Origin of the sequence: Microbacterium sp. CFBP 13617, from assembly GCF_014839445.1 — a bacterium.
In the GTDB taxonomy this organism is placed as follows: Bacteria; Actinomycetota; Actinomycetes; order Actinomycetales; family Microbacteriaceae; genus Microbacterium.
Map to the genome: position 1 here is coordinate 187,505 of NZ_JACYNW010000001.1, position 16,989 is coordinate 204,493.

Genomic DNA, 16,989 nt, shown 5'->3' on the forward strand with positions numbered 1-16,989 from the left:
AGCGGAGGGACGCGCCGCGCAGAACTCCTGAGTTTCCGACGGCGCCCGCGGTTCGCGCCCCGTCGTCATGGGGTCGGGTGCTGAACGCGACGCGTTTTCTCAGGAGTTTCGCACGGGAGGGCTCGCCGTCCCGGAACCGCATCCGCACCCTCACGACGTGCCCACGCCCACCAGGGCGGCGAGCCGACGCGCGAGGCGCACGAGGGCGATGTCGGTGCCGGCGCGCGAGACCAGGCAGACACCGACCGGCGCCGGACCGGCCGATGTCGGCAGCGTCAGCAACGGCACCGAGACGGCGGGCAGCCCCGCCACCGCCGCCGGGGCCGTCATGCGCAGCGTCGCGGCGCGGACGGCCTCGACGTCGGCCGTGCGCAGCGGGGCGGGGCCCGGCACCGTGGGGAAGATCAGCACGGCGTCGCCGACCAGCTCGGCGAGGTGCTCGGCGAGGGGCTCGAGGTCGGCGCGCGCCCCCGCCTCGGCCTGGGGCGTGATGCGCGACGCGATCTCGAAACGTTCGGCCACGGCCGGGCCGACGGCGCCGGGATGCGCGCGCAGCCAGTCGCCGTCATTGCGCCATGCCTCGGCGCCCTGCACCGTGCGGAACGCCGTGAACGTGGCATCGAGATCGCCCGTGTGCACGGCCCGGAACGGGGGCGGATCATCGGATGCCGCGAGCGCGGCCAACAGGCGGGAGAACGCCGCGCGGGTGGCGGGTTCGACGTGGTCGAGGATCTCTTCGGGCACGAGGAAGCGCCACGGCAGGTCGGCACCCGAAGCTCCGTAGACGTTCTCGGTCGAGTCGGAGCCGTCGTAGCTGAGGCACCAGTCGGCCACCTTCTGCAGCGTCGCACCGTCGCGGGTGAGCCACCCGACGGTGTCGAAGGACTGCGCGAGCGGCAGCATCCCCTGGCGGGGAACGAGGTCGTGGGTCGTGCGCAGACCCCACAGGCCCTGGTACGACGCCGGCACACGGATGGAACCCGCGGTGTCGGTGGCGAGGCCGATGTCGGCGTGTCCCGAGGCGACCGCCGACGCCGGTCCGCTCGACGATCCCCCCGGGAGCGCGCCGACGACGGCACCGTTGGGCGGGGTGCCGTAGTGCGCGTTGTCTCCGGCGATCGAGTAGGCGAACTCGTCGGTGCGGGCGATCCCGCGAAGCGACGCACCACCCCGCAGCAGGTCCGCGACCGCGGGAGCCGTGGCCTTCTCGGGGCGCGCCTCTTCGAGGAAGGTCGGGTTTCCGGCACCGATGCGGAACCCGGCGATCGCGAAGAGGTCTTTGACCGCGACCGTGAGCCCCGCCAGCGGCCCCTCCCACGCGCCCTGCAAGAACGGATCGCCGACGCTGCGCCAGATCGTGCGGTCGAGCGCCGGGGTACGCGGGGTGACATGCGCGGCGGTGATGAGCCAGCGTCCGTCGATCCGCTGCCACACCTGCGTCTGCAGGCCGCGCCCACCGCCGACGAAGCGCGAGACCGACATCAGCAGGGCGGCGTCGCCATCGGTGCTCTCCCCCTCGGTCGCGGACGAGAGCGGCCGGTAGTGGATCTCGGCGATGTCGCGCGGAGGGACGCCGCCGCGAAGCGAGCGGAAACCGCTGATCGCGTCGTGACCGATCAGGAGCCCCGCCGTATCACCGCGGAGGGTGTCGGGGCCGGACGCGAAGAACGCGTCGAGGGCGTCGAGGTCGTTCGCGACGATCGCGCGCTCGTACGCGTCGAAGGCCGCACGGAGGTCGGCGGGGAGGGGCGGGGCGCCGTCGGCTCCGGGCGCGGTCTCGGTCGGGCGAGTGGCCGGCACGGCGGCTCCGGGCGCGATCTCGGCCGTCCGGGCGGCGGGCGCGGTGCCGGCGTCGCCGGTTCCGGTGGCCGGGTTGCTGGCATCCGTCATCGTGCGACCCCGCGCCCTCTGTTGTCGCGCCCGTCGAGTGTCCGAGACACGCCGTTCCGGGGCGGCGCCTCACGGCGTGTGATGGACACTCGACCCTCCGCGGGCTCGAGGGTGGGGTCGAGGGCGGACTCGACGCGAGCGAGTGCGGCGGCCAGTGCGGGGGTCATGCGGTGCCTCCGTCGGGGATGGGGCGGGATGCCAGGGGCTCGGGCTCGACGGCCGGGACACCCGCGAAGTCGGCCTCGCGGATGCGCGCGTGCACGCCCGAGACGATGTCGACCACCTGCGAGATGTCGAAGTCGGTTGCCGCGCTCAGGTAGGCGTAGCCCAGGTGCTCGTCCATGCCCCAGCGGCCGCGCAGGAGCGCGAGCGACGAGCGCACGCAGGCGCGCATGGCCGCATCGAGGTCGGGATCCATCCCCGTCGGCACGAGGTAGTCGGGCGTGCGCACGAGGGGACCTGCGACCTCGCCGAACGCTGCGCGGGCCGCGACCGCGGGAATCACCTCGAAGCGCAGCGTGGCACGCAGCGATGCTTCGAGCGCGGTGAGCGCGACCTCGCCGTCGCCCTGGGCGAAGTGCGGGTCGCCGACGTACGCGAGCGCCCCCTCGACCTGCACGGGGAGGTAGAGGATCGTCCCCTCGACGAGGAGGTTGATGTCGATGTTGCCGCCGTGCGTGCCCGGCGGCACCGAGTGGGGTCGGTCCGAACCGGCGACGGCGACCCCCATCGTTCCGAGGAACGGCGCGAGGGGGAACGCGACGACCGGGTCGCCGCCCTCGACGACGGGGAGCGTGCCGTGCAGGATGCCGTCGCGTTCGGCGACGGCGGCGAAGACGCTGACGTTGTGCTCGCCGCGCGGCAGCTCGCCCACGAGCGCACCCTTGCCGTGGCGGTTCGAGATGACGCCGTAGGGCACCCGCGGAACGAGCGTCTCGACGGTGATCTTGAGCAGGTCGCCGGGATGGGCATCGCGCACGTGCACGGGACCGACGACGACGTGGGGTCCGTCGGCCATCGCATCGCGCGAGACGGATGCCGCGATCTCGACGGCGTCGTCGAGCACCTGCTCCCGCGGAACACCGTGTGCCGCGAAGTAGGCGGCCGGGTCTTTGCCCTGGTCGTCGAGGATGCCCTCGTGGCTGACGGTGTCGAACGTGACGCTGGCACCCGACGCGATCTCGAGCACGGCGGTGTCGCCCGCGCACGGCAGGCGCCCCCACAGCACGGTGTCGGGGGTGGCGCGGAGGTAGTGGTCGCCGGGGACGGCGCCGACGCCGGGCTGGAGGATGGGCACCGGCGACGCGGCACCGGGCACGGTCGCCTCGACAGGCTCAGGGACTTCGGCCTGAACCCTGGCCCCGGCGTAGGCCCCGGCCGCAGCACGGGTCGCGGCGGGGACCCCGGCCGCGGGGGCGCTCACGCCTCCACCGCCGCGGGGGTGTGCAGGATCTCGCGGCCCTCACGCTCGGTCACGGCGGCACCGCGGCGGTACACCGACTCGCCGCGCAGCCAGGTCTCGCGTACGACGCCGGTGAGGGTCTTGCCGTGCCACGGCGTCACGGGGTTGCGGTACTCCAGCGCCGCGGCATCGACCACGAAGGTCTCGTCGGGAGCGAAGGCGACGAGGTGAGCCGGCGCTCCCGGTTCGATGACGCCGAGCCCTTCGAGGCCCGCGATGCGCGCGGGGCCCGTCGTGAGCAATGGCAGAAGGCTCTCGAAGGCCAGCCCGCGCTCGCGGGCGGTGGTGTGCACGGCCGACAGGCCGGTCTGCAGCCCCGCGATGCCGCCCCAGGCGAGGCCGAAGTCGGGATTGCCCTTCAGCTCGACGGTGGACGGCGAATGGTCGCTGACGATCGCGTCGATGGTGCCGTCGATGACCCCCGCCCACAGCAGGTCGCGATTGGCGCCGCCGCGGATCGGCGGGCAGCACTTGAACGCCCCCGCACCGTCGGGCACGTCTTCGGCCTCGAGGGTCAGGTAGTGCGGACACGTCTCGACCGTGAGGCGCACGCCCTCGGCCTTCGCCGCCCGCACGTCGTCGAGCGCGCCGCCGTCGGAGACGTGCACGATGTGCGCGCGGGCGCCCGTGCGGCGTGCGGCGTCGATCACCCGGCGGATCGCGGCCCGTTCGCTGAGCGGGGGGCGACTGGCCTCGAAGTCGCTGTAGCGGGGCCCGAGTGCGCCATCGGGGTGCAGGTGCGCGGGGTCTTCGGCGTGCACGATGAGCAGGCCGTCGAACTCGGCGAGTTCGGCGAGGCACCGCTCGAGCTGGTCGGTGTCGAGGTGTCCGAACTCGTCGATGCCGCTCGGCGACAGGAAGCACTTGAACCCGACGACGCCGGCCTCGGAGAGCGTGCGCAGCGATCCGAGATTCTCGGGGACGGCGCCGCCCCAGTACGCCACATCGACGGCGAGCTTTCCCGCCGCGGCCGCGCGCTTGGCATCCAAAGCCTTGGGGGTGGTGGTGACGGGCAGGCTGTTCAGCGGCATGTCGACCACCGTCGTGACCCCACCGGCCGCCGCGGCGGCGGTGCCCGTCGCGAACCCCTCCCACTCGGTGCGGCCCGGTTCGTCGAGATGCACGTGCGAGTCGACGAGCCCGGGCAGCAGCACCGCGTCGCCGGGCAGCACGGTGACGGCGGCGGCGTCGAAGGCCTCGACGGCGGTGATCAGACCGTCGTCGATCACGACGGTGGCGGGGCTGAAGGCGCCGTCGAGGTAGATCCGTCGGGCGGCGATCCGTGTGCTCATGTCGTTCACGCTAGGCGCCCCGCATTTCCTGAATGTAACCGTCATCAACATTCATGCGAAAACCGCGAAATCGCCCGCGTGGGGAGAAGGGGCGCGGACCGACCCCGCCGCGCCGTCCGCCGCCATACCGGGGCGCTCGCCGTGCACCGGGGCCTCCACGGACCGCCCCGGTGCATGGAACGCGCCCCGTTCGCGGCCGCCCGCGCCACCCGACACCCCCGCGGGGCGGGGCTCCCGCGGCGGCCGCGCGTACTCATCGCGCTTGCTGGTTCCCAGCCCCATGCGCACCATCCCGGATGCCATGCCCACCGCCGCCGCGACGCCGTCGACGACCGGCACCCCGATGCGCGCCGTGAGCTCGGCGCAGAGATCGGCCATGCCGGCGCAGCCGAGCACGATGACGTCGGCGCCGGCGGCCGCGGCGCGCGCCCCGTACCGCTCGATGGTCGTGACCGCCTCGGATCCCGTGTCCTCGAGGTCGAGCACTGGGATGCCGGTCGCCGCCAGGGACACGCAGGCGCGCTCCATGCCGTACCGGGCGACGAGGTCTTCGGCACGGCCCAGCGTGCGGCTGAGTGTGGTCACGACCCCGAAATGCCGACCCGACACCGCCGCCAGGTGCATCGCCGCCTCGGCGATGCCGACCACCGGGACTTCTACGATCTCGCGCGCCGCGTCGAGGCCCGGGTCGCCGAAGCACGCGATGACGTACGCGTCGGCCGGGTCGTGGCCGTCGCGATCGGCCGCGATCGCCTCGACGACGGCCGCCGCCGCCGCGATCTCGTCGATGTGGCTCTCGATCGCCTCGGCTCCGGTGGCGGGGCACACGGCCTCGATGAGCACGTCGGGTCCCGCCACCTCCCGGGCGGCGTCGGCGATCTTCTCGGTCATCGCCCGGGAGGTGTTGGGGTTGATCAGCAGGATCCTCACGCGAGCGCCTCGCGGGAGGGGCCGGCGGTCGGTCGCCGGAGCGCTGACGCGGGGGTCGCGGCATCCGGAACCTCGTTCGCGAGCACCGGCGCCGAGTCCGGCGCGGCCGCAGCGTTCTGCGCGAGCACCACACCCGACGCCGACGCTGCGGTCCCGGCATCCGGAACCGTCTGCGCGAGCACCGGAGCCTCGGATGCCGCGACCTCGGCGACCGCGTCGACGGTGCCGTCGGAGATGCCCTCCGTCTCGCCCTCGAACGTCGGGATGCGGGGGTCGCGGCGCTCGAACAGCAGGAACAGCACGTAGCCCAGGCCGCAGCCGATGAACCAGCTGTAGTCGCTGATCCACGAGACGTTGAAGAGGGCCAGATCGGCGAACAGCTTCGGGAAGATCGCGATCGCGACCGTCGGGACACCCGCGGCGATGACCGCCTTGACCGCGTTCGGGTTGAAGCCGTTGCGGTACCAATAGGGGCCGGCGGTGTCCATCGTGAACATCGCGTCGACCTTCACGCGCTGGCGGGCGGCGATGTAGTACCCGGCGATCAGGATGCCGAAGAGCGGGCCGATCAGCGCGCCCAGCACGCCGAGCGAGTAGTGGATGGCGTCGGCGTTGGAGTACCAGTTCCAGGGCATGAGGAACGTCGAACCGACGGCGGCGATCATGCCACCCGCGCGCCACGAGATCTTCTTCGGGGCGACGTTGGAGAAGTCGAACGCGGGCGAGATGAAGTTGGCGACGATGTTGATGCCCACCGTGGCGGTGACGAAGGTCAGGCCGCCGAGGAGGATCGCGAAGGGGGTGTCGATGCGCTCGACCGTCGCGATCGGGTCGGTGATGAGCGAGCCGAACACCGGCACGGTCGCCGAGGCGGTGATGACGGTCAGCAGCGAGAAGAAGAGGAAGTTGATCGGCAGACCCCAGAAGTTGCCCTTCTTCACCGCGGCGAAGCTCTTGCCGTAGCGGGCGAAGTCGCCGAAGTTCAGCATCGGGCCCGAGAAGTACGACACCACGAGCGCGACCGCGGCGAACATCACGGGGATCGAGGCCCAGAAGTCGAGCTGGGTCGTCGAGAGGGTGAACGAGATGTTCTGGATGCCGGCCTGCGACACGAGATACACGGCGAGCACGATCATCACGAGGTAGACCGCCGGTCCCGCCCAGTCGATGAAGCGGCGGATGACCTCCATGCCGTTCCAGAACAGCAGGAACTGCGCCGTCCACAGAATGCCGTACGAGATCCAGCCCAGGGCAGACAGACCCGCGAACGACACGTCGAGCAGGGCCGCGGAGCCGGGGATGAACTTCAGGAACACGATGTTCAGCGACTCGGCCGCGAGGAACGTCTGCACGCCGTACCAGGCGATGGCGATGAGGCCGCGGATGATCGCGGGGATGTTCGCGCCCCGGATGCCGAACACCACGCGGTTGATCACGGGGTAGGGCACGCCCGTCTTCTGGCTGGGCTTGGCGACCAGGTTGGCGAAGATCTGCACGATGACGATGCCGGCGATCAGCGCCACCAGCACCTGCCACGACTGCAGCCCGAGCGCGAAGAGCGAGCCCGCGGTGACGTAGCCGCCGACGGAGTGCACGTCGCTCATCCAGAAAGCGAAGATGTTGTAGCTCGACCACTTCTGCTTTCGCAGCGGGGCGAGATCCTCGTTGGCGAGTCGGTCGTCGTAGTGCGGCTTCATGTTGCCCCCGCCGTGGGGGTGGCCAGCGGCCTCCACGAGATCGTGGGGACCGGTGAGCGGCGTCGTGGTCATGTCATTCCTCTCAGGACGATGGATGCCACGACGTGGAGTCCGCGGCCGGAGTGGAGCTCTGATGTGAAGTTATGGGTTCACATCGTGCGCTGGGTTTCACTCGTGTAACAGACATGTGAAGTCAGGTCTTCACGAGCGAGGCGTCCTTAGACTCGGGGCATGACGCAGCCCGCCGCCATTGACGACGCCCGCGCCACGCCCACCGCCGCCCGCACCGACGTCGCGACCACGACGGACGCGAGAGTACCCGCCGAGGCATCCGTCGGCGGACGCATCCGCGACCTGCGCCAGTCCCGCGGCATCTCCGCACGCGCCCTCGCGAAGACCCTCGGCATCTCCCCCAGCGCCGTCTCGCAGATCGAGCGGGGAGTGATGCAGCCGAGCGTCTCGCGCCTCATCGCCATCACCGACGCCCTCGGGGTTCCGCTCGTGGCGGCCTTCGACCCGGCATCCGACCGGCCCGTCGAACCCGCCGGCCCCTCGGGATTCACGCTGCAGCGCGCGGGGCAGACGCCCGACATCGTGCTCGACAGCGGGGTGTCGTTCCGCCGCCTCACCCCCGGTTCGTCACCGGGCATCGACTACTTCGAATCCATTTACCCGCCGGGAGCCGCCGCCCACGGCGCCGACGGCCTCTTCCATCACGAGGGGTACGAGGTCGGCACGGTCGTGGCGGGCGAGCTCACCATCGACTTCGAAGCCGAGCGCGTGATCCTGCGCGCCGGCGACGCGATCAGCTACCCCTGCTCGGTCCCCCACCGCCTGCACAACACCGGCGACGCGGATGCCGTGGCGCACTGGCTGATCGTGCACGGCTGAGTCCGCCGCGCGGCCGGGTCGGGTTCGGGGCGCGATGCGTGCACCGGGGCGGTCGTTGCGCGCCCCGGTGCACGGAACGCGCCCCGCAGTGGGGCGTCCGGCCCGCGCCTCCGCCACCGGAATGTTCCCCACAGCAACATCGCCGACACATCGCGCCACAGCCCCGTAACGCAGCACCCCTAACCTGGCCGACATGCACCTGCACGACTTCCATGCCCTCGACGACGCGGATGCCACGGCGGTCGTCCGCGTCTGGGCCGACGTGCCCGGCTGGGTCGACGCCGTCGTCGACGGCCGCCCGTACGCGAGCGTCGACGCCCTCGCCGCCTACGCCGCGGACCTCGCCGCCGCCTGGTCGCCCGCCGACCTCGAGGCCGCCCTGCACGCCCACCCCCGCATCGGCGCGAACGTCTCGGGCGACGGCGCCGAGGCCGCGGCATCCCGGCGCGAACAGGGCTCGATGGCCGCCGCCGCCGATGACGACGTCGCCGCGATCGCCGCCGGCAACACTGCGTACGAGCAGCGCTTCGGCCGCGTCTTCCTCATCCGCGCCGCCGGCCGCACCCCGGGCGAGCTGCGGGCCGAACTCGAACGCCGCCTCGGCAACGACCCCGATGGCGAGACCATCGAAGCCACGCGCCAACTCGCCGAGATCGCCCTGCTGCGCCTGCGCACGACCTTCGCCGACGACGCCCCCGCCGAACCGGAGGCCGCCGAATGAGCCACCTCACCACCCACATCCTGGATGCCACGGCGGGCACCCCCGCCGCGGGCGTCGCCGTGACGCTGGCCCATCTCGACGGCGCGACGATCGACGCGGCCGAGACCGACGCCGACGGCCGCCTCGCCCTCGGGCCCGACCGCCTCGACGACGGCGACTACAGCCTGACCTTCGCCACCGGCGCGTACTTCCGCGCCCGGGGTGTCGCGTCGTTCCACCCCGTGGCGAGCGTCGCGTTCACCGTCGCGGGCGACGCGCACCTGCACGTGCCGCTGCTGTTGAGCCCGTTCGCCTACTCGACCTACCGCGGCAGCTGAGGAGCACCATGAGAGTCATCGTCATCGGCGCGGGCGTCGGCGGCACCTCGGCCGCCCTCGCCCTGCAGAAGCTCGGCCACGACGTCGTCGTCTACGACCGGATGCGCGAGAACCGCCCGGTCGGAGCAGCCCTGTCGCTGTGGTCCAACGGCGTCAAGGTGCTCAACTGGCTCGGCCTCGGACCCCAGGTCGCCGCCCTCGGCGGGCAGATGGACGACATGGCCTACTACGACGGCCACACCGGAGACGAGCTCTGCCGCTTCAGCCTCGCCCCCGTCACCACCCAGACCGGTCAGCGTCCGTACCCGGTCGCGCGCGCCGACCTGCAGCAGCTGATGATGGATGCCGTCGGACCCGCGAACATCCATCTCGGCCGTCAGCTGGTCGGGGTGTCCGACGACGGCGAGACGGTGACGGCCACGTTCGCCGACGGGACGACCGACACCGCCGACCTGCTCATCGGCGCCGACGGAGCACGCTCGCTCGTGCGGGACTACGTCACCGAGCCCACCGGCATCCGCCCCGAACGCACGTACTCCGGCTACGTCAACTACAACGGCCTCGTCGCCGCCGACGAGCGCATCGGGCCCCTCGACCAGTGGACGACCTACGTCGGCGACGGCAAACGGTGTGCCGTCATGCCCGTCGCGGGCGACCGCTTCTACTTCTTCGTCGATGTGCCCGGGCCTTCGGGCGTGGTCGAAGACCGCATGTCGGCTCTCGAGGCCGCGTTCGGCTCGTGGGGCGCCCCCGGGGTGCGCGCGCTTCTCGACGGCATCGACCCCGACGAGTCCCTGAACCGCGTGGAGATCTGGGACATCGACCCGTTCGACACCTGGGTGCGCGGTCGCGTTGCCATCCTCGGCGACGCGGCGCACAACACCGCCCCCGACATCGGTCAGGGCGCCTGCTCGGCCCTGGAAGACAGCTTCGCCCTGGGCATCGTGTTCGCGACCTCGACCCTCGGCGTCGAAGACGCGTTGAAGCGGTACGAGCGCATCCGCACCGAGCGGGCGGGCGACCTGGTGCTGCGCGCCCGCAAGCGCGCGCACGAGACGCACGCCTTCGACGTCGACGCGACCCAGGCCTGGTATGACGGACTGCGCCGTGAGGACGGCACGGGCGTCATCCGCGGCATCGTCGGCAACATCGAGGGCAGCCCGGTGGAACTCGGGGCGAGCGTGCTGGGCTGAGCCTCGCCACGAACCTCGTCCCACTTTCGGCGGCCTGGGAGGCGCGCAGGCAGCCGTTTCTGGGACACGATCCACCGAAAGCGGGACGTCGATCCGCCGCCGACGCCCGCACCCTCGTTCCACTTTCGGCGGCCTGGGAGCCGCGCAGGCAGCCGTTTCGGGGACACCGTCCACCGAAAGCGGGACGCGGGCCGCGCGGACGCGACGCGAAGCCGAGCCGGGCGTGTGACCTCGCGTGACGGCGGGACGGGGACGAGCGCGGAGGGCCGTGGCACCGTGGGACCGACGCACACCGACCCCGCACTGCCTTCGGGAGGCACCATGTCCGAGTACTTCGACCGCACCGCCGACAAGACCTACACCAAGGTCTACAAGGCCGAGACCCCCGACATCCTCGCCGCGTTCGCCGCCTTCGACCAGGCCGTCTTCGCTCCCGAGGGGCGCGCGATCCCGCTGAAGTACCGCGAGCTGATCGCGCTGGCGGTGGGCATCACGACGCAGTGCGTGTACTGCATCGACGGGCACTCGCAGAACGCCGTGAAGGCCGGCGCGACAGAGGCCGAGCTCGCCGAGGCGGCGTGGGTCGCCACCGCCATCCGCGCCGGCGGCGGCTACGCGCACGGACGCCTGGCGTTCAAACTCGCCGACGACGCCCGTCCCGACCACCAGCACTGACCCGCGCCGTGGCCGACGTCTCCCCCCTCGAGGCCGAAGCGCTCGAGTTCATCCGCGCCCTGATCCGCATCGACAGCGTCAACACGGGCGAGGCCGCGACCATCGGCGACGGCGAGACCCGGGCCGCGCTGTTCGTGCAGGAGCAGCTGCGCGACGCCGGGTACGACACGACGCTGGTCGAGCCGGTGCCGGGACGCGCCAGCGTGATCGCGCGGTTGGCGGGGTCGGATCCGGATGCCGGAGCACTCGTCGCCCACGCCCATCTCGACGTCGTGCCCGTCGAGGCCGAGAACTGGACGCACCCGCCCTTCGGGGCCGAGATCCACGACGGCGTCCTGTACGGCCGAGGGGCCGTCGACATGAAGAACTTCGCCGGGATGCTGCTCGCGATCGCCCGCGCCTTCCGCCGCGACGGCATCGTGCCGCGGCGCGACCTGATCTTCGCGTTCTTCGCCGACGAAGAGGCCGGGGGCGTCTGGGGCGCACGGTGGATCGTCGACAACCGCCCCGAGCTGTTCGCCGGAGCGACCGAAGCGCTCAGCGAAGTGGGCGGCTTCTCGCTGCCGCTGCCCGACGACCGCCGCGCCTACCTCGTCGCCACCGCCGAGAAGGGCGTCACCTGGGCAACCCTCACCGCGCGCGGCCACGCGGCCCACGGCTCGCGGCCCACCGCCGACAACGCCATCGTGCGGCTGTCGCGGGCGGTCGCCGCCGTCGGCGCGCACCGCTTCCCCCTCGTGCGCACGGCCACCCTCGAGCGTTTCCTCGAGGTCTACGGACGCGCCAGCGGTCGTCCCTTCGACGGCGCCGACCTCGACGACGATCTCGAGCGACTGGGCTTCGCCGCCTCGCTGATCGGCGCGAGCACCCGCTCGACGGCCTCGCCCACCGTGCTCGAGGCGGGCACGAAGACGAACGTCATCCCCTCGTCGGCCTCGGCGCGCCTCGACATCCGCGTGCTGCCCGGGCAGGACGACGCCCTGCGCGACGAGCTCACGGCGCTCGTCGGACCCGACGTCGAGATCGCGTGGGGACGCGCGGTGCACGCGATCGAGTCGCCCGTCGACGCGCGGCTCGTCGACGTGCTGCAGGACGCCGTGACCGCGGAGGACCCCGAGGGCACGGTCGTGCCGTACCTGCTGCCGGCCAGCACCGACAACAAGCACCTCGCGCACCTCGGCATCCGGGGCTACGGTTTCGTGCCGTTGCGGGTGCCCGCCGGCTTCGACGTGTTCGGGCAGTTCCACGCCGCCGACGAGTGCGTGCCCGTCGACGCGCTGCACTTCGGCACGCGAGTGACGGCGCGGATCCTGCGGGAGGCGTGAGGCCGGCCGGGCGGCGGCGAGGTCGCCGCAGGGCCCCCGCTGCGGCGTGCCGAACTCCTGAGGAACCGGATGCCGAGGCCGACTCTGCCTCGAAACGACGCGCCGCGCGCCGCGCCGCCGTCGCGATCCTCAGGAGTTCGGCCCGCACCGGCCCGGTAACCCCCGCCCGGCCCCGGCCGTATCTCGACGAGCCGTCACGCGCCGGCCTGTTACCCCGCGTGGCGCGGGGTTGCGGTGCGTATCGGGGCATTGCGGCGTGTGAAACCGCGCCGCACGCGCCCTCCGACCCCGTCATAGCGTTTCGGTCACCCACCGGCGTCCCCGCCGGTCCGGAGTCCGAGGAGCACCCATGACCACCACCGCGCCGGCGTCCGCCGCCCGCCCGAACGCCGAACCCACCGGCACGCCCGCCGCCACCCGAATCGACCTCGGCACCATCGCCGTCGTCCACACGCGTCACTGGTGGCGCTGGATCTTCAGCGCGCTGCTGGTGTTCGTCGTCGCACAGTTCGCGTGGAGCCTCGTCACGAACGACCGCTACATGTGGGACACCTTCGCGCAGTACTTCTTCTCGGAGCCCGTGCTCATCGGCATCGGTTACACGCTCTCGCTCACCGCCATCTCGACGGTCGTGGGGTTCACGCTCGGCACGGTCCTCGCCCTCGGCCGCCTGTCGGCGTCGCCGCTGCTCAACGCCGCGGCGTGGGGCTACATCTGGTTCTTCCGCTCGGTGCCCCTCGTGGTGCAGATCATCGTCTGGTACAACCTCGGCTACCTGTACCCGACACTGGGCCTGGGTACCCCGTTCACCACCGACTTCTGGATCGTGGAGTTCCCGACGGTGCAGCTGGTCAGCGCGTTCGCGGCGGCGATCCTGGGGCTGGGTCTTCATCAGGCGGCCTACTCGGCCGAGATCATCCGCGGCGGTCTCGTCTCGGTCGACCCCGGTCAGCACGAGGCTGCGGCGGCGTTGGGCATCCCGGCATCCCGTCGGCTGTTCCGCATCATCCTCCCGCAGGCCATGCGCTCGATCGTGCCCAACGCCACGAACGAAGTGATCGGTCTGGTGAAGGGCGCGTCGGTGGTCTTCGTGATCGCCATCCCCGAACTCTTCTACGCGGTGCAGGTCATCTACAACCGCAACAGCCGGGTGATCCCGCTGCTGCTGGTGGCGGTGGTCTGGTACACGCTCATCACGACGATCCTCAGCGTCGCCCAGTACTACATCGAGCGCCACTACGCCCGGGGCGCGGCTCGGGCCCTGCCGCCGACCCCGGTGCAGCGGGCGCGCACCTGGGCCGGCGTCCAGTGGGCGCGCCTCGGCGACACCCCGGCGCCGCCGGGACGAACGGATGCCACCGAACCCGCCGCGACGTCGACGGGCGGCCGCGCATGACCGCCGCCACCGCGACCCGCGGGCTCGTCGAGATCCACAACGTGCACAAGAGCTTCCTCGGCGTCGAGGTACTGAAGGGCATCGACCTCACCGTCGAGCCCGGCGAGGTCGTGGCGCTGCTCGGACCCAGCGGTTCCGGCAAGTCGACGCTGCTGCGCACGATCAACCACCTCGAGACGGTGGATGCCGGCTCGATCACGGTCGACGGCGAGTTCATCGGCTACGAGCTGCGCCACGGCAGGCTGCACGAGTTGCACGAGCGCGAGGTACTGCAGCGGCGGACGCGGGTGGGGATCGTGTTCCAGAACTTCCACCTCTTCCCCCACCTCACCGCTCTCGAGAACATCACCGAGGCGCCCCTGGCCCTGAAACGGCTGGGGAGAGACGAGGCGCGCGGGCTCGGCCGGAGCCTGCTCGACCGGGTCGGTCTCGCCGACAAGGCCGACGCCTACCCGAGGCAGCTCTCGGGCGGCCAGCAGCAGCGCGTCGCCATCGCTCGAGCGCTGGCCCTCACACCGCAGGTGCTGCTCTTCGACGAACCCACGAGCGCGCTCGATCCGGAACTCGTCGGCGAGGTGCTCGACGTCATCCGCGACCTCGCGAAGCTCGGCACCACGCTGGTGATCGTCACGCACGAGATCGGCTTCGCCCGCGAGGTGGCCGATCGCGTCGTGTTCCTCGATCAGGGACGCATCGTCGAACAGGGCACGCCCGACGAGGTGCTGGAACACCCGCGGCACCCGCGGACACGCGAGTTCCTGGCCAATGTCCTCGGCTGAACCCGGGCCCCGCCCCCCGAGTCGCGCCGCCCGCGCGCTCGCTCCGACCCGTACCCGAAACGCCGTCCGGCGCCCGCCGGAGGCATCACACCGCCGTCCGTGACGCGACACCGGCGCCACGGCATCCACCCCTCACAAGGAGACACAGCATGGCCCTCAGCAAGAAGCAGAGCATCGCGATCGGCGTGATCGCCGCGGCGGTCGTCGCCGTCGTCGCCGGCGGCGTCGCCCTCGGCATCAACCGCCCGGCCGAAGCGGTCGCGGCGCCGGAGCCCTCGGCATCCGCCCCCGCCGTCGAGTGGGTGCACACCGATCCGATCCCCGACGCCGTCGCCGCGCTCGAAGCCAGCGGCTTCGCGCCTATCGAGCCGGGCAAGCTCACCGTCGCGGTCGGAGCCTTCGTGCCGCCGCTGAGCTACGTGCCCGACGGCGAGACGCTGCCCGCCGGCACCGAGCCCAACATCGGCTTGCTCATCGCCGAGAGCCTCGGCCTCGAGTACAACCCCGTCGTGGTGGCGTGGGCGGATTGGCCCCTCGGCATCCAATCGGGCAAGTACGACCTCATCACCTCGAACGTCACCGTGACCGAGGAGCGCAAGGAGCTGTACGACTTCGCCAGCTACCGGCAGGACCTGCTCGGCTTCGCCGTGCGCTCCGACAGCGCGATCGAGAAGATCGAGAAGGCCGACGACATCTCGGGCCTCAAGGTCGTCGTGGGCTCGGGCACGAACCAAGAGAAGGTGCTGCTGAGCTGGAACGCCGAGCTGACGGCCGCCGGCAAGGCCCCCGCCGAGCTGAACTACTACGACGACAATGCCGCGGCGACCCTCGCCCTGCAGTCGGGCCGTGTCGACGCGACCTTCGGTCCGAACGCCACCGCCGCGTGGGCGGCGAAAGAGACCGGCGAGACCAAGATCGTCGGGATCGTCCCCGGCGGCTGGCCGCTGCAGGCCGACATCGCCGCGGGCACGAGGAAGGGCAACGGGCTCGTCGAGCCGGTCAACGTCGCGCTCGAGGAGCTCATCCGGAATGGAAAGTACGCCGACGTGTTGAAGGTGTGGAACCTCGAGTCCGAGGGCATCGAGACCTCGCAGATCAACCCGCCGGGACTCCCGAAATCCTGACCTCGAGCGCGGCCCGGTCTTCTTCGAGACCGGGCCGCGCTCCTGCTCCATCGAAGGGATGCCATGACCACCTCGCTCCCCGCCGACCGCGCCGCGGGCGCCGGCGACGCCCGCCCCCTCACGATCCGCCTCGTCGCGCCCGACGAGCACGCGGATGCCGGGCGCCTCACCGCCGACGCCTACCGCCACAGCTACGAAGGGCTCACCGCGGGCTACCTCGCGTCGCTCGCCGACGTCGCGACCCGGGTCGCGCAGGGCGAGGTGTGGGTCGCCCTCGACGGCGACGAGATCGTGGGCACCGTGTGGACACCCCGGCCCGGCGAGCGCCTGTCGCCACTCGCGGCCGAGGGCGAGCTCGACTTCCGTCAGCTCGCTGTTGCGCCGACGGCCCGGGGGCGCGGCGTGGGCGAGGCCCTCACCCGTCACGTGATCGGGCTGGCCCGGGCGCGCGGGGCGGTGCGCGTCGTGATGAACAGCGGCCCCGAGATGCTCGGCGCCCACGCGCTGTACCTCAAGCTCGGCTTCCGCCGGCTGACCGAGCGCGAGCATCCGGTCGAGGTCGAGCCCGGTCGCTTCCTCGACCTGCGGGCATTCGCGTACGACCTCTGACGGCGCTGGTGCGACCCGCCCCGCACCGTTCGGGGCGGGGTTCGTGCAGCGGGGCGGTCATTGTCCGCCCCACTGCACGTTTCGCGCCCCGAACCCCCGCGCTCGGGCGGGCCGCGCTCGCGCTCGCGCCGATGACGGCGACGTCGAGGATGTCGTCGGTCACGCGGCCGGCGATCCCGCGGCCAGCGGCTTCGCGAAGCACCGCGAGGCGGGGAACCGCACGTACGGCGCGAACGTGTCGATGGCGTGGTACCCGATGCGCTCGTACAGCGCGATGGCCTCGGGCTGCCGGTCGCCGGTCTGCAGGATGAGCCGGGACGCGCCCCGGTGCCGGGCGATGCGCTCGAGCTCGGCCATGAGCGCGCGACTCGCCCCCTGCCCGCGGGCGCGGCGATCGACGAAGACGCGCTTGACCTCGAGCTCGCCGCCGAGGGCGCGGAGCGCCGCGTGGCCGACCGGCTCGCCGGACCCGTCGTGCACGAGCAGCACGTCGACGATCGTGGCGGGATCGACCGCGAAGTCCTCGGCCAGCAGGGCGCGCGTCTCGTCATCGAACGCCGCGAACGCATCGGCGTACCGCGGGCCGATCTCGTCGTCCATCGCGGTGCGCAACACCACCGCCCGCTCGTCGTGCCAGTCGACCCGCTCGATCGTCCACGTGCTGTCCACCGCCGTCATCCCGTCAGTA

General features: G+C 72.0%; 16 protein-coding genes. 10 read left to right on the forward strand and 6 right to left on the reverse strand.

Annotated features, from left to right (window positions below):
- Nucleotides 1-150: 150 nt before the first annotated feature.
- From IFU40_RS00815 to IFU40_RS00835, 5 genes are all read right to left on the reverse strand, one after another.
- Nucleotides 151-1,890, reverse strand: coding sequence for an AtzH-like domain-containing protein (locus IFU40_RS00815; protein WP_191925049.1), 1,740 nt, complete (start codon nt 1,888-1,890; stop codon nt 151-153).
- Nucleotides 1,891-2,053: 163 nt separating this feature from the next.
- The gene (locus IFU40_RS00820) at nt 2,054-3,208 is read right to left on the reverse strand and encodes an acetamidase/formamidase family protein (protein WP_191925530.1); all 1,155 of its coding nucleotides are present in this window, start codon (nt 3,206-3,208) and stop codon (nt 2,054-2,056) included.
- A 101-nt stretch (nt 3,209-3,309) separates the two neighbouring features.
- Nucleotides 3,310-4,644, reverse strand: a complete 1,335-nt coding sequence (gene allB / locus IFU40_RS00825; RefSeq protein WP_191925050.1) for an allantoinase AllB — start codon at nt 4,642-4,644, stop codon at nt 3,310-3,312.
- A gap of 51 nt (nt 4,645-4,695) precedes the next feature.
- The gene (locus IFU40_RS00830; protein ID WP_342343452.1) at nt 4,696-5,574 is read right to left on the reverse strand and encodes an aspartate/glutamate racemase family protein; all 879 of its coding nucleotides are present in this window, start codon (nt 5,572-5,574) and stop codon (nt 4,696-4,698) included.
- On the reverse strand, nt 5,571-7,343 hold the full coding sequence (locus IFU40_RS00835) for an NCS1 family nucleobase:cation symporter-1 (RefSeq protein WP_191925051.1): 1,773 nt from the start codon (nt 7,341-7,343) through the stop codon (nt 5,571-5,573). The genes IFU40_RS00830 and IFU40_RS00835 overlap by 4 nt, the downstream gene beginning before the upstream one ends.
- 159 nt (nt 7,344-7,502) lie before the next feature.
- On the opposite strand from IFU40_RS00835, the gene IFU40_RS00840 reads away from it, so the two are divergent.
- From IFU40_RS00840 to IFU40_RS00885, 10 genes are all read left to right on the forward strand, one after another.
- On the forward strand, nt 7,503-8,162 hold the full coding sequence (locus IFU40_RS00840) for a helix-turn-helix domain-containing protein (RefSeq protein ID WP_249404015.1): 660 nt from the start codon (nt 7,503-7,505) through the stop codon (nt 8,160-8,162).
- 193 nt (nt 8,163-8,355) lie between these two features.
- Nucleotides 8,356-8,883 carry a 2-oxo-4-hydroxy-4-carboxy-5-ureidoimidazoline decarboxylase gene (uraD, locus tag IFU40_RS00845; RefSeq protein WP_070408754.1) on the forward strand — a complete coding sequence of 176 codons (528 nt, stop codon included), beginning with the start codon at nt 8,356-8,358 and terminating at the stop codon, nt 8,881-8,883.
- The gene (uraH, locus tag IFU40_RS00850) at nt 8,880-9,200 is read left to right on the forward strand and encodes a hydroxyisourate hydrolase (RefSeq protein ID WP_055935447.1); all 321 of its coding nucleotides are present in this window, start codon (nt 8,880-8,882) and stop codon (nt 9,198-9,200) included. The genes uraD and uraH overlap by 4 nt, the downstream gene beginning before the upstream one ends.
- Nucleotides 9,201-9,208: 8 nt before the next feature.
- Complete coding sequence (gene hpxO, locus IFU40_RS00855) at nt 9,209-10,393, forward strand: FAD-dependent urate hydroxylase HpxO (RefSeq protein ID WP_191925052.1); 1,185 nt, start codon at nt 9,209-9,211, stop codon at nt 10,391-10,393.
- Nucleotides 10,394-10,714: 321 nt separating this feature from the next.
- Nucleotides 10,715-11,068, forward strand: a complete 354-nt coding sequence (locus IFU40_RS00860; RefSeq protein ID WP_055935442.1) for a carboxymuconolactone decarboxylase family protein — start codon at nt 10,715-10,717, stop codon at nt 11,066-11,068.
- An 8-nt stretch (nt 11,069-11,076) separates the two neighbouring features.
- Complete coding sequence (locus IFU40_RS00865; RefSeq protein ID WP_191925053.1) at nt 11,077-12,393, forward strand: M20/M25/M40 family metallo-hydrolase; 1,317 nt, start codon at nt 11,077-11,079, stop codon at nt 12,391-12,393.
- A 349-nt stretch (nt 12,394-12,742) separates the two neighbouring features.
- A complete protein-coding gene (locus tag IFU40_RS00870) occupies nt 12,743-13,789 on the forward strand; it encodes an amino acid ABC transporter permease (RefSeq protein WP_191925054.1) in 1,047 nt (348 codons plus the stop codon).
- Nucleotides 13,786-14,568, forward strand: a complete 783-nt coding sequence (locus IFU40_RS00875; RefSeq protein WP_191925055.1) for an amino acid ABC transporter ATP-binding protein — start codon at nt 13,786-13,788, stop codon at nt 14,566-14,568. Before IFU40_RS00870 ends, IFU40_RS00875 begins: the two co-directional genes overlap by 4 nt.
- Before the next feature lie 149 nt (nt 14,569-14,717).
- Nucleotides 14,718-15,692 (forward strand): ABC transporter substrate-binding protein, encoded by a 975-nt coding sequence (locus IFU40_RS00880; protein ID WP_191925056.1) that lies wholly within the window; start codon nt 14,718-14,720, stop codon nt 15,690-15,692.
- Nucleotides 15,693-15,755: 63 nt separating this feature from the next.
- Nucleotides 15,756-16,301: a GNAT family N-acetyltransferase gene (locus tag IFU40_RS00885; RefSeq protein WP_191925057.1), complete on the forward strand. Its 546-nt coding sequence runs from the start codon at nt 15,756-15,758 to the stop codon at nt 16,299-16,301.
- A 159-nt stretch (nt 16,302-16,460) separates the two neighbouring features.
- On the opposite strand, the gene IFU40_RS00890 is transcribed toward IFU40_RS00885, so the two are convergent.
- Nucleotides 16,461-16,979, reverse strand: a complete 519-nt coding sequence (locus IFU40_RS00890) for a GNAT family N-acetyltransferase (RefSeq protein WP_191925058.1) — start codon at nt 16,977-16,979, stop codon at nt 16,461-16,463.
- Nucleotides 16,980-16,989 lie beyond the last annotated feature (10 nt).

Coding starts and splice junctions, on each gene's coding strand:
- IFU40_RS00815 (WP_191925049.1), bottom strand. CDS start 1,890: ATGACGGATGCCAGCAACCCGGCCACCGGAACCGGCGACGCCGGCACC.
- allB (WP_191925050.1), bottom strand. CDS start 4,644: ATGAGCACACGGATCGCCGCCCGACGGATCTACCTCGACGGCGCCTTC.
- IFU40_RS00835 (WP_191925051.1), bottom strand. CDS start 7,343: ATGACCACGACGCCGCTCACCGGTCCCCACGATCTCGTGGAGGCCGCT.
- IFU40_RS00840 (WP_249404015.1), top strand. CDS start 7,503: ATGACGCAGCCCGCCGCCATTGACGACGCCCGCGCCACGCCCACCGCC.
- uraD (WP_070408754.1), top strand. CDS start 8,356: ATGCACCTGCACGACTTCCATGCCCTCGACGACGCGGATGCCACGGCG.
- uraH (WP_055935447.1), top strand. CDS start 8,880: ATGAGCCACCTCACCACCCACATCCTGGATGCCACGGCGGGCACCCCC.
- hpxO (WP_191925052.1), top strand. CDS start 9,209: ATGAGAGTCATCGTCATCGGCGCGGGCGTCGGCGGCACCTCGGCCGCC.
- IFU40_RS00860 (WP_055935442.1), top strand. CDS start 10,715: ATGTCCGAGTACTTCGACCGCACCGCCGACAAGACCTACACCAAGGTC.
- IFU40_RS00870 (WP_191925054.1), top strand. CDS start 12,743: ATGACCACCACCGCGCCGGCGTCCGCCGCCCGCCCGAACGCCGAACCC.
- IFU40_RS00875 (WP_191925055.1), top strand. CDS start 13,786: ATGACCGCCGCCACCGCGACCCGCGGGCTCGTCGAGATCCACAACGTG.
- IFU40_RS00880 (WP_191925056.1), top strand. CDS start 14,718: ATGGCCCTCAGCAAGAAGCAGAGCATCGCGATCGGCGTGATCGCCGCG.
- IFU40_RS00885 (WP_191925057.1), top strand. CDS start 15,756: ATGACCACCTCGCTCCCCGCCGACCGCGCCGCGGGCGCCGGCGACGCC.
- IFU40_RS00890 (WP_191925058.1), bottom strand. CDS start 16,979: ATGACGGCGGTGGACAGCACGTGGACGATCGAGCGGGTCGACTGGCAC.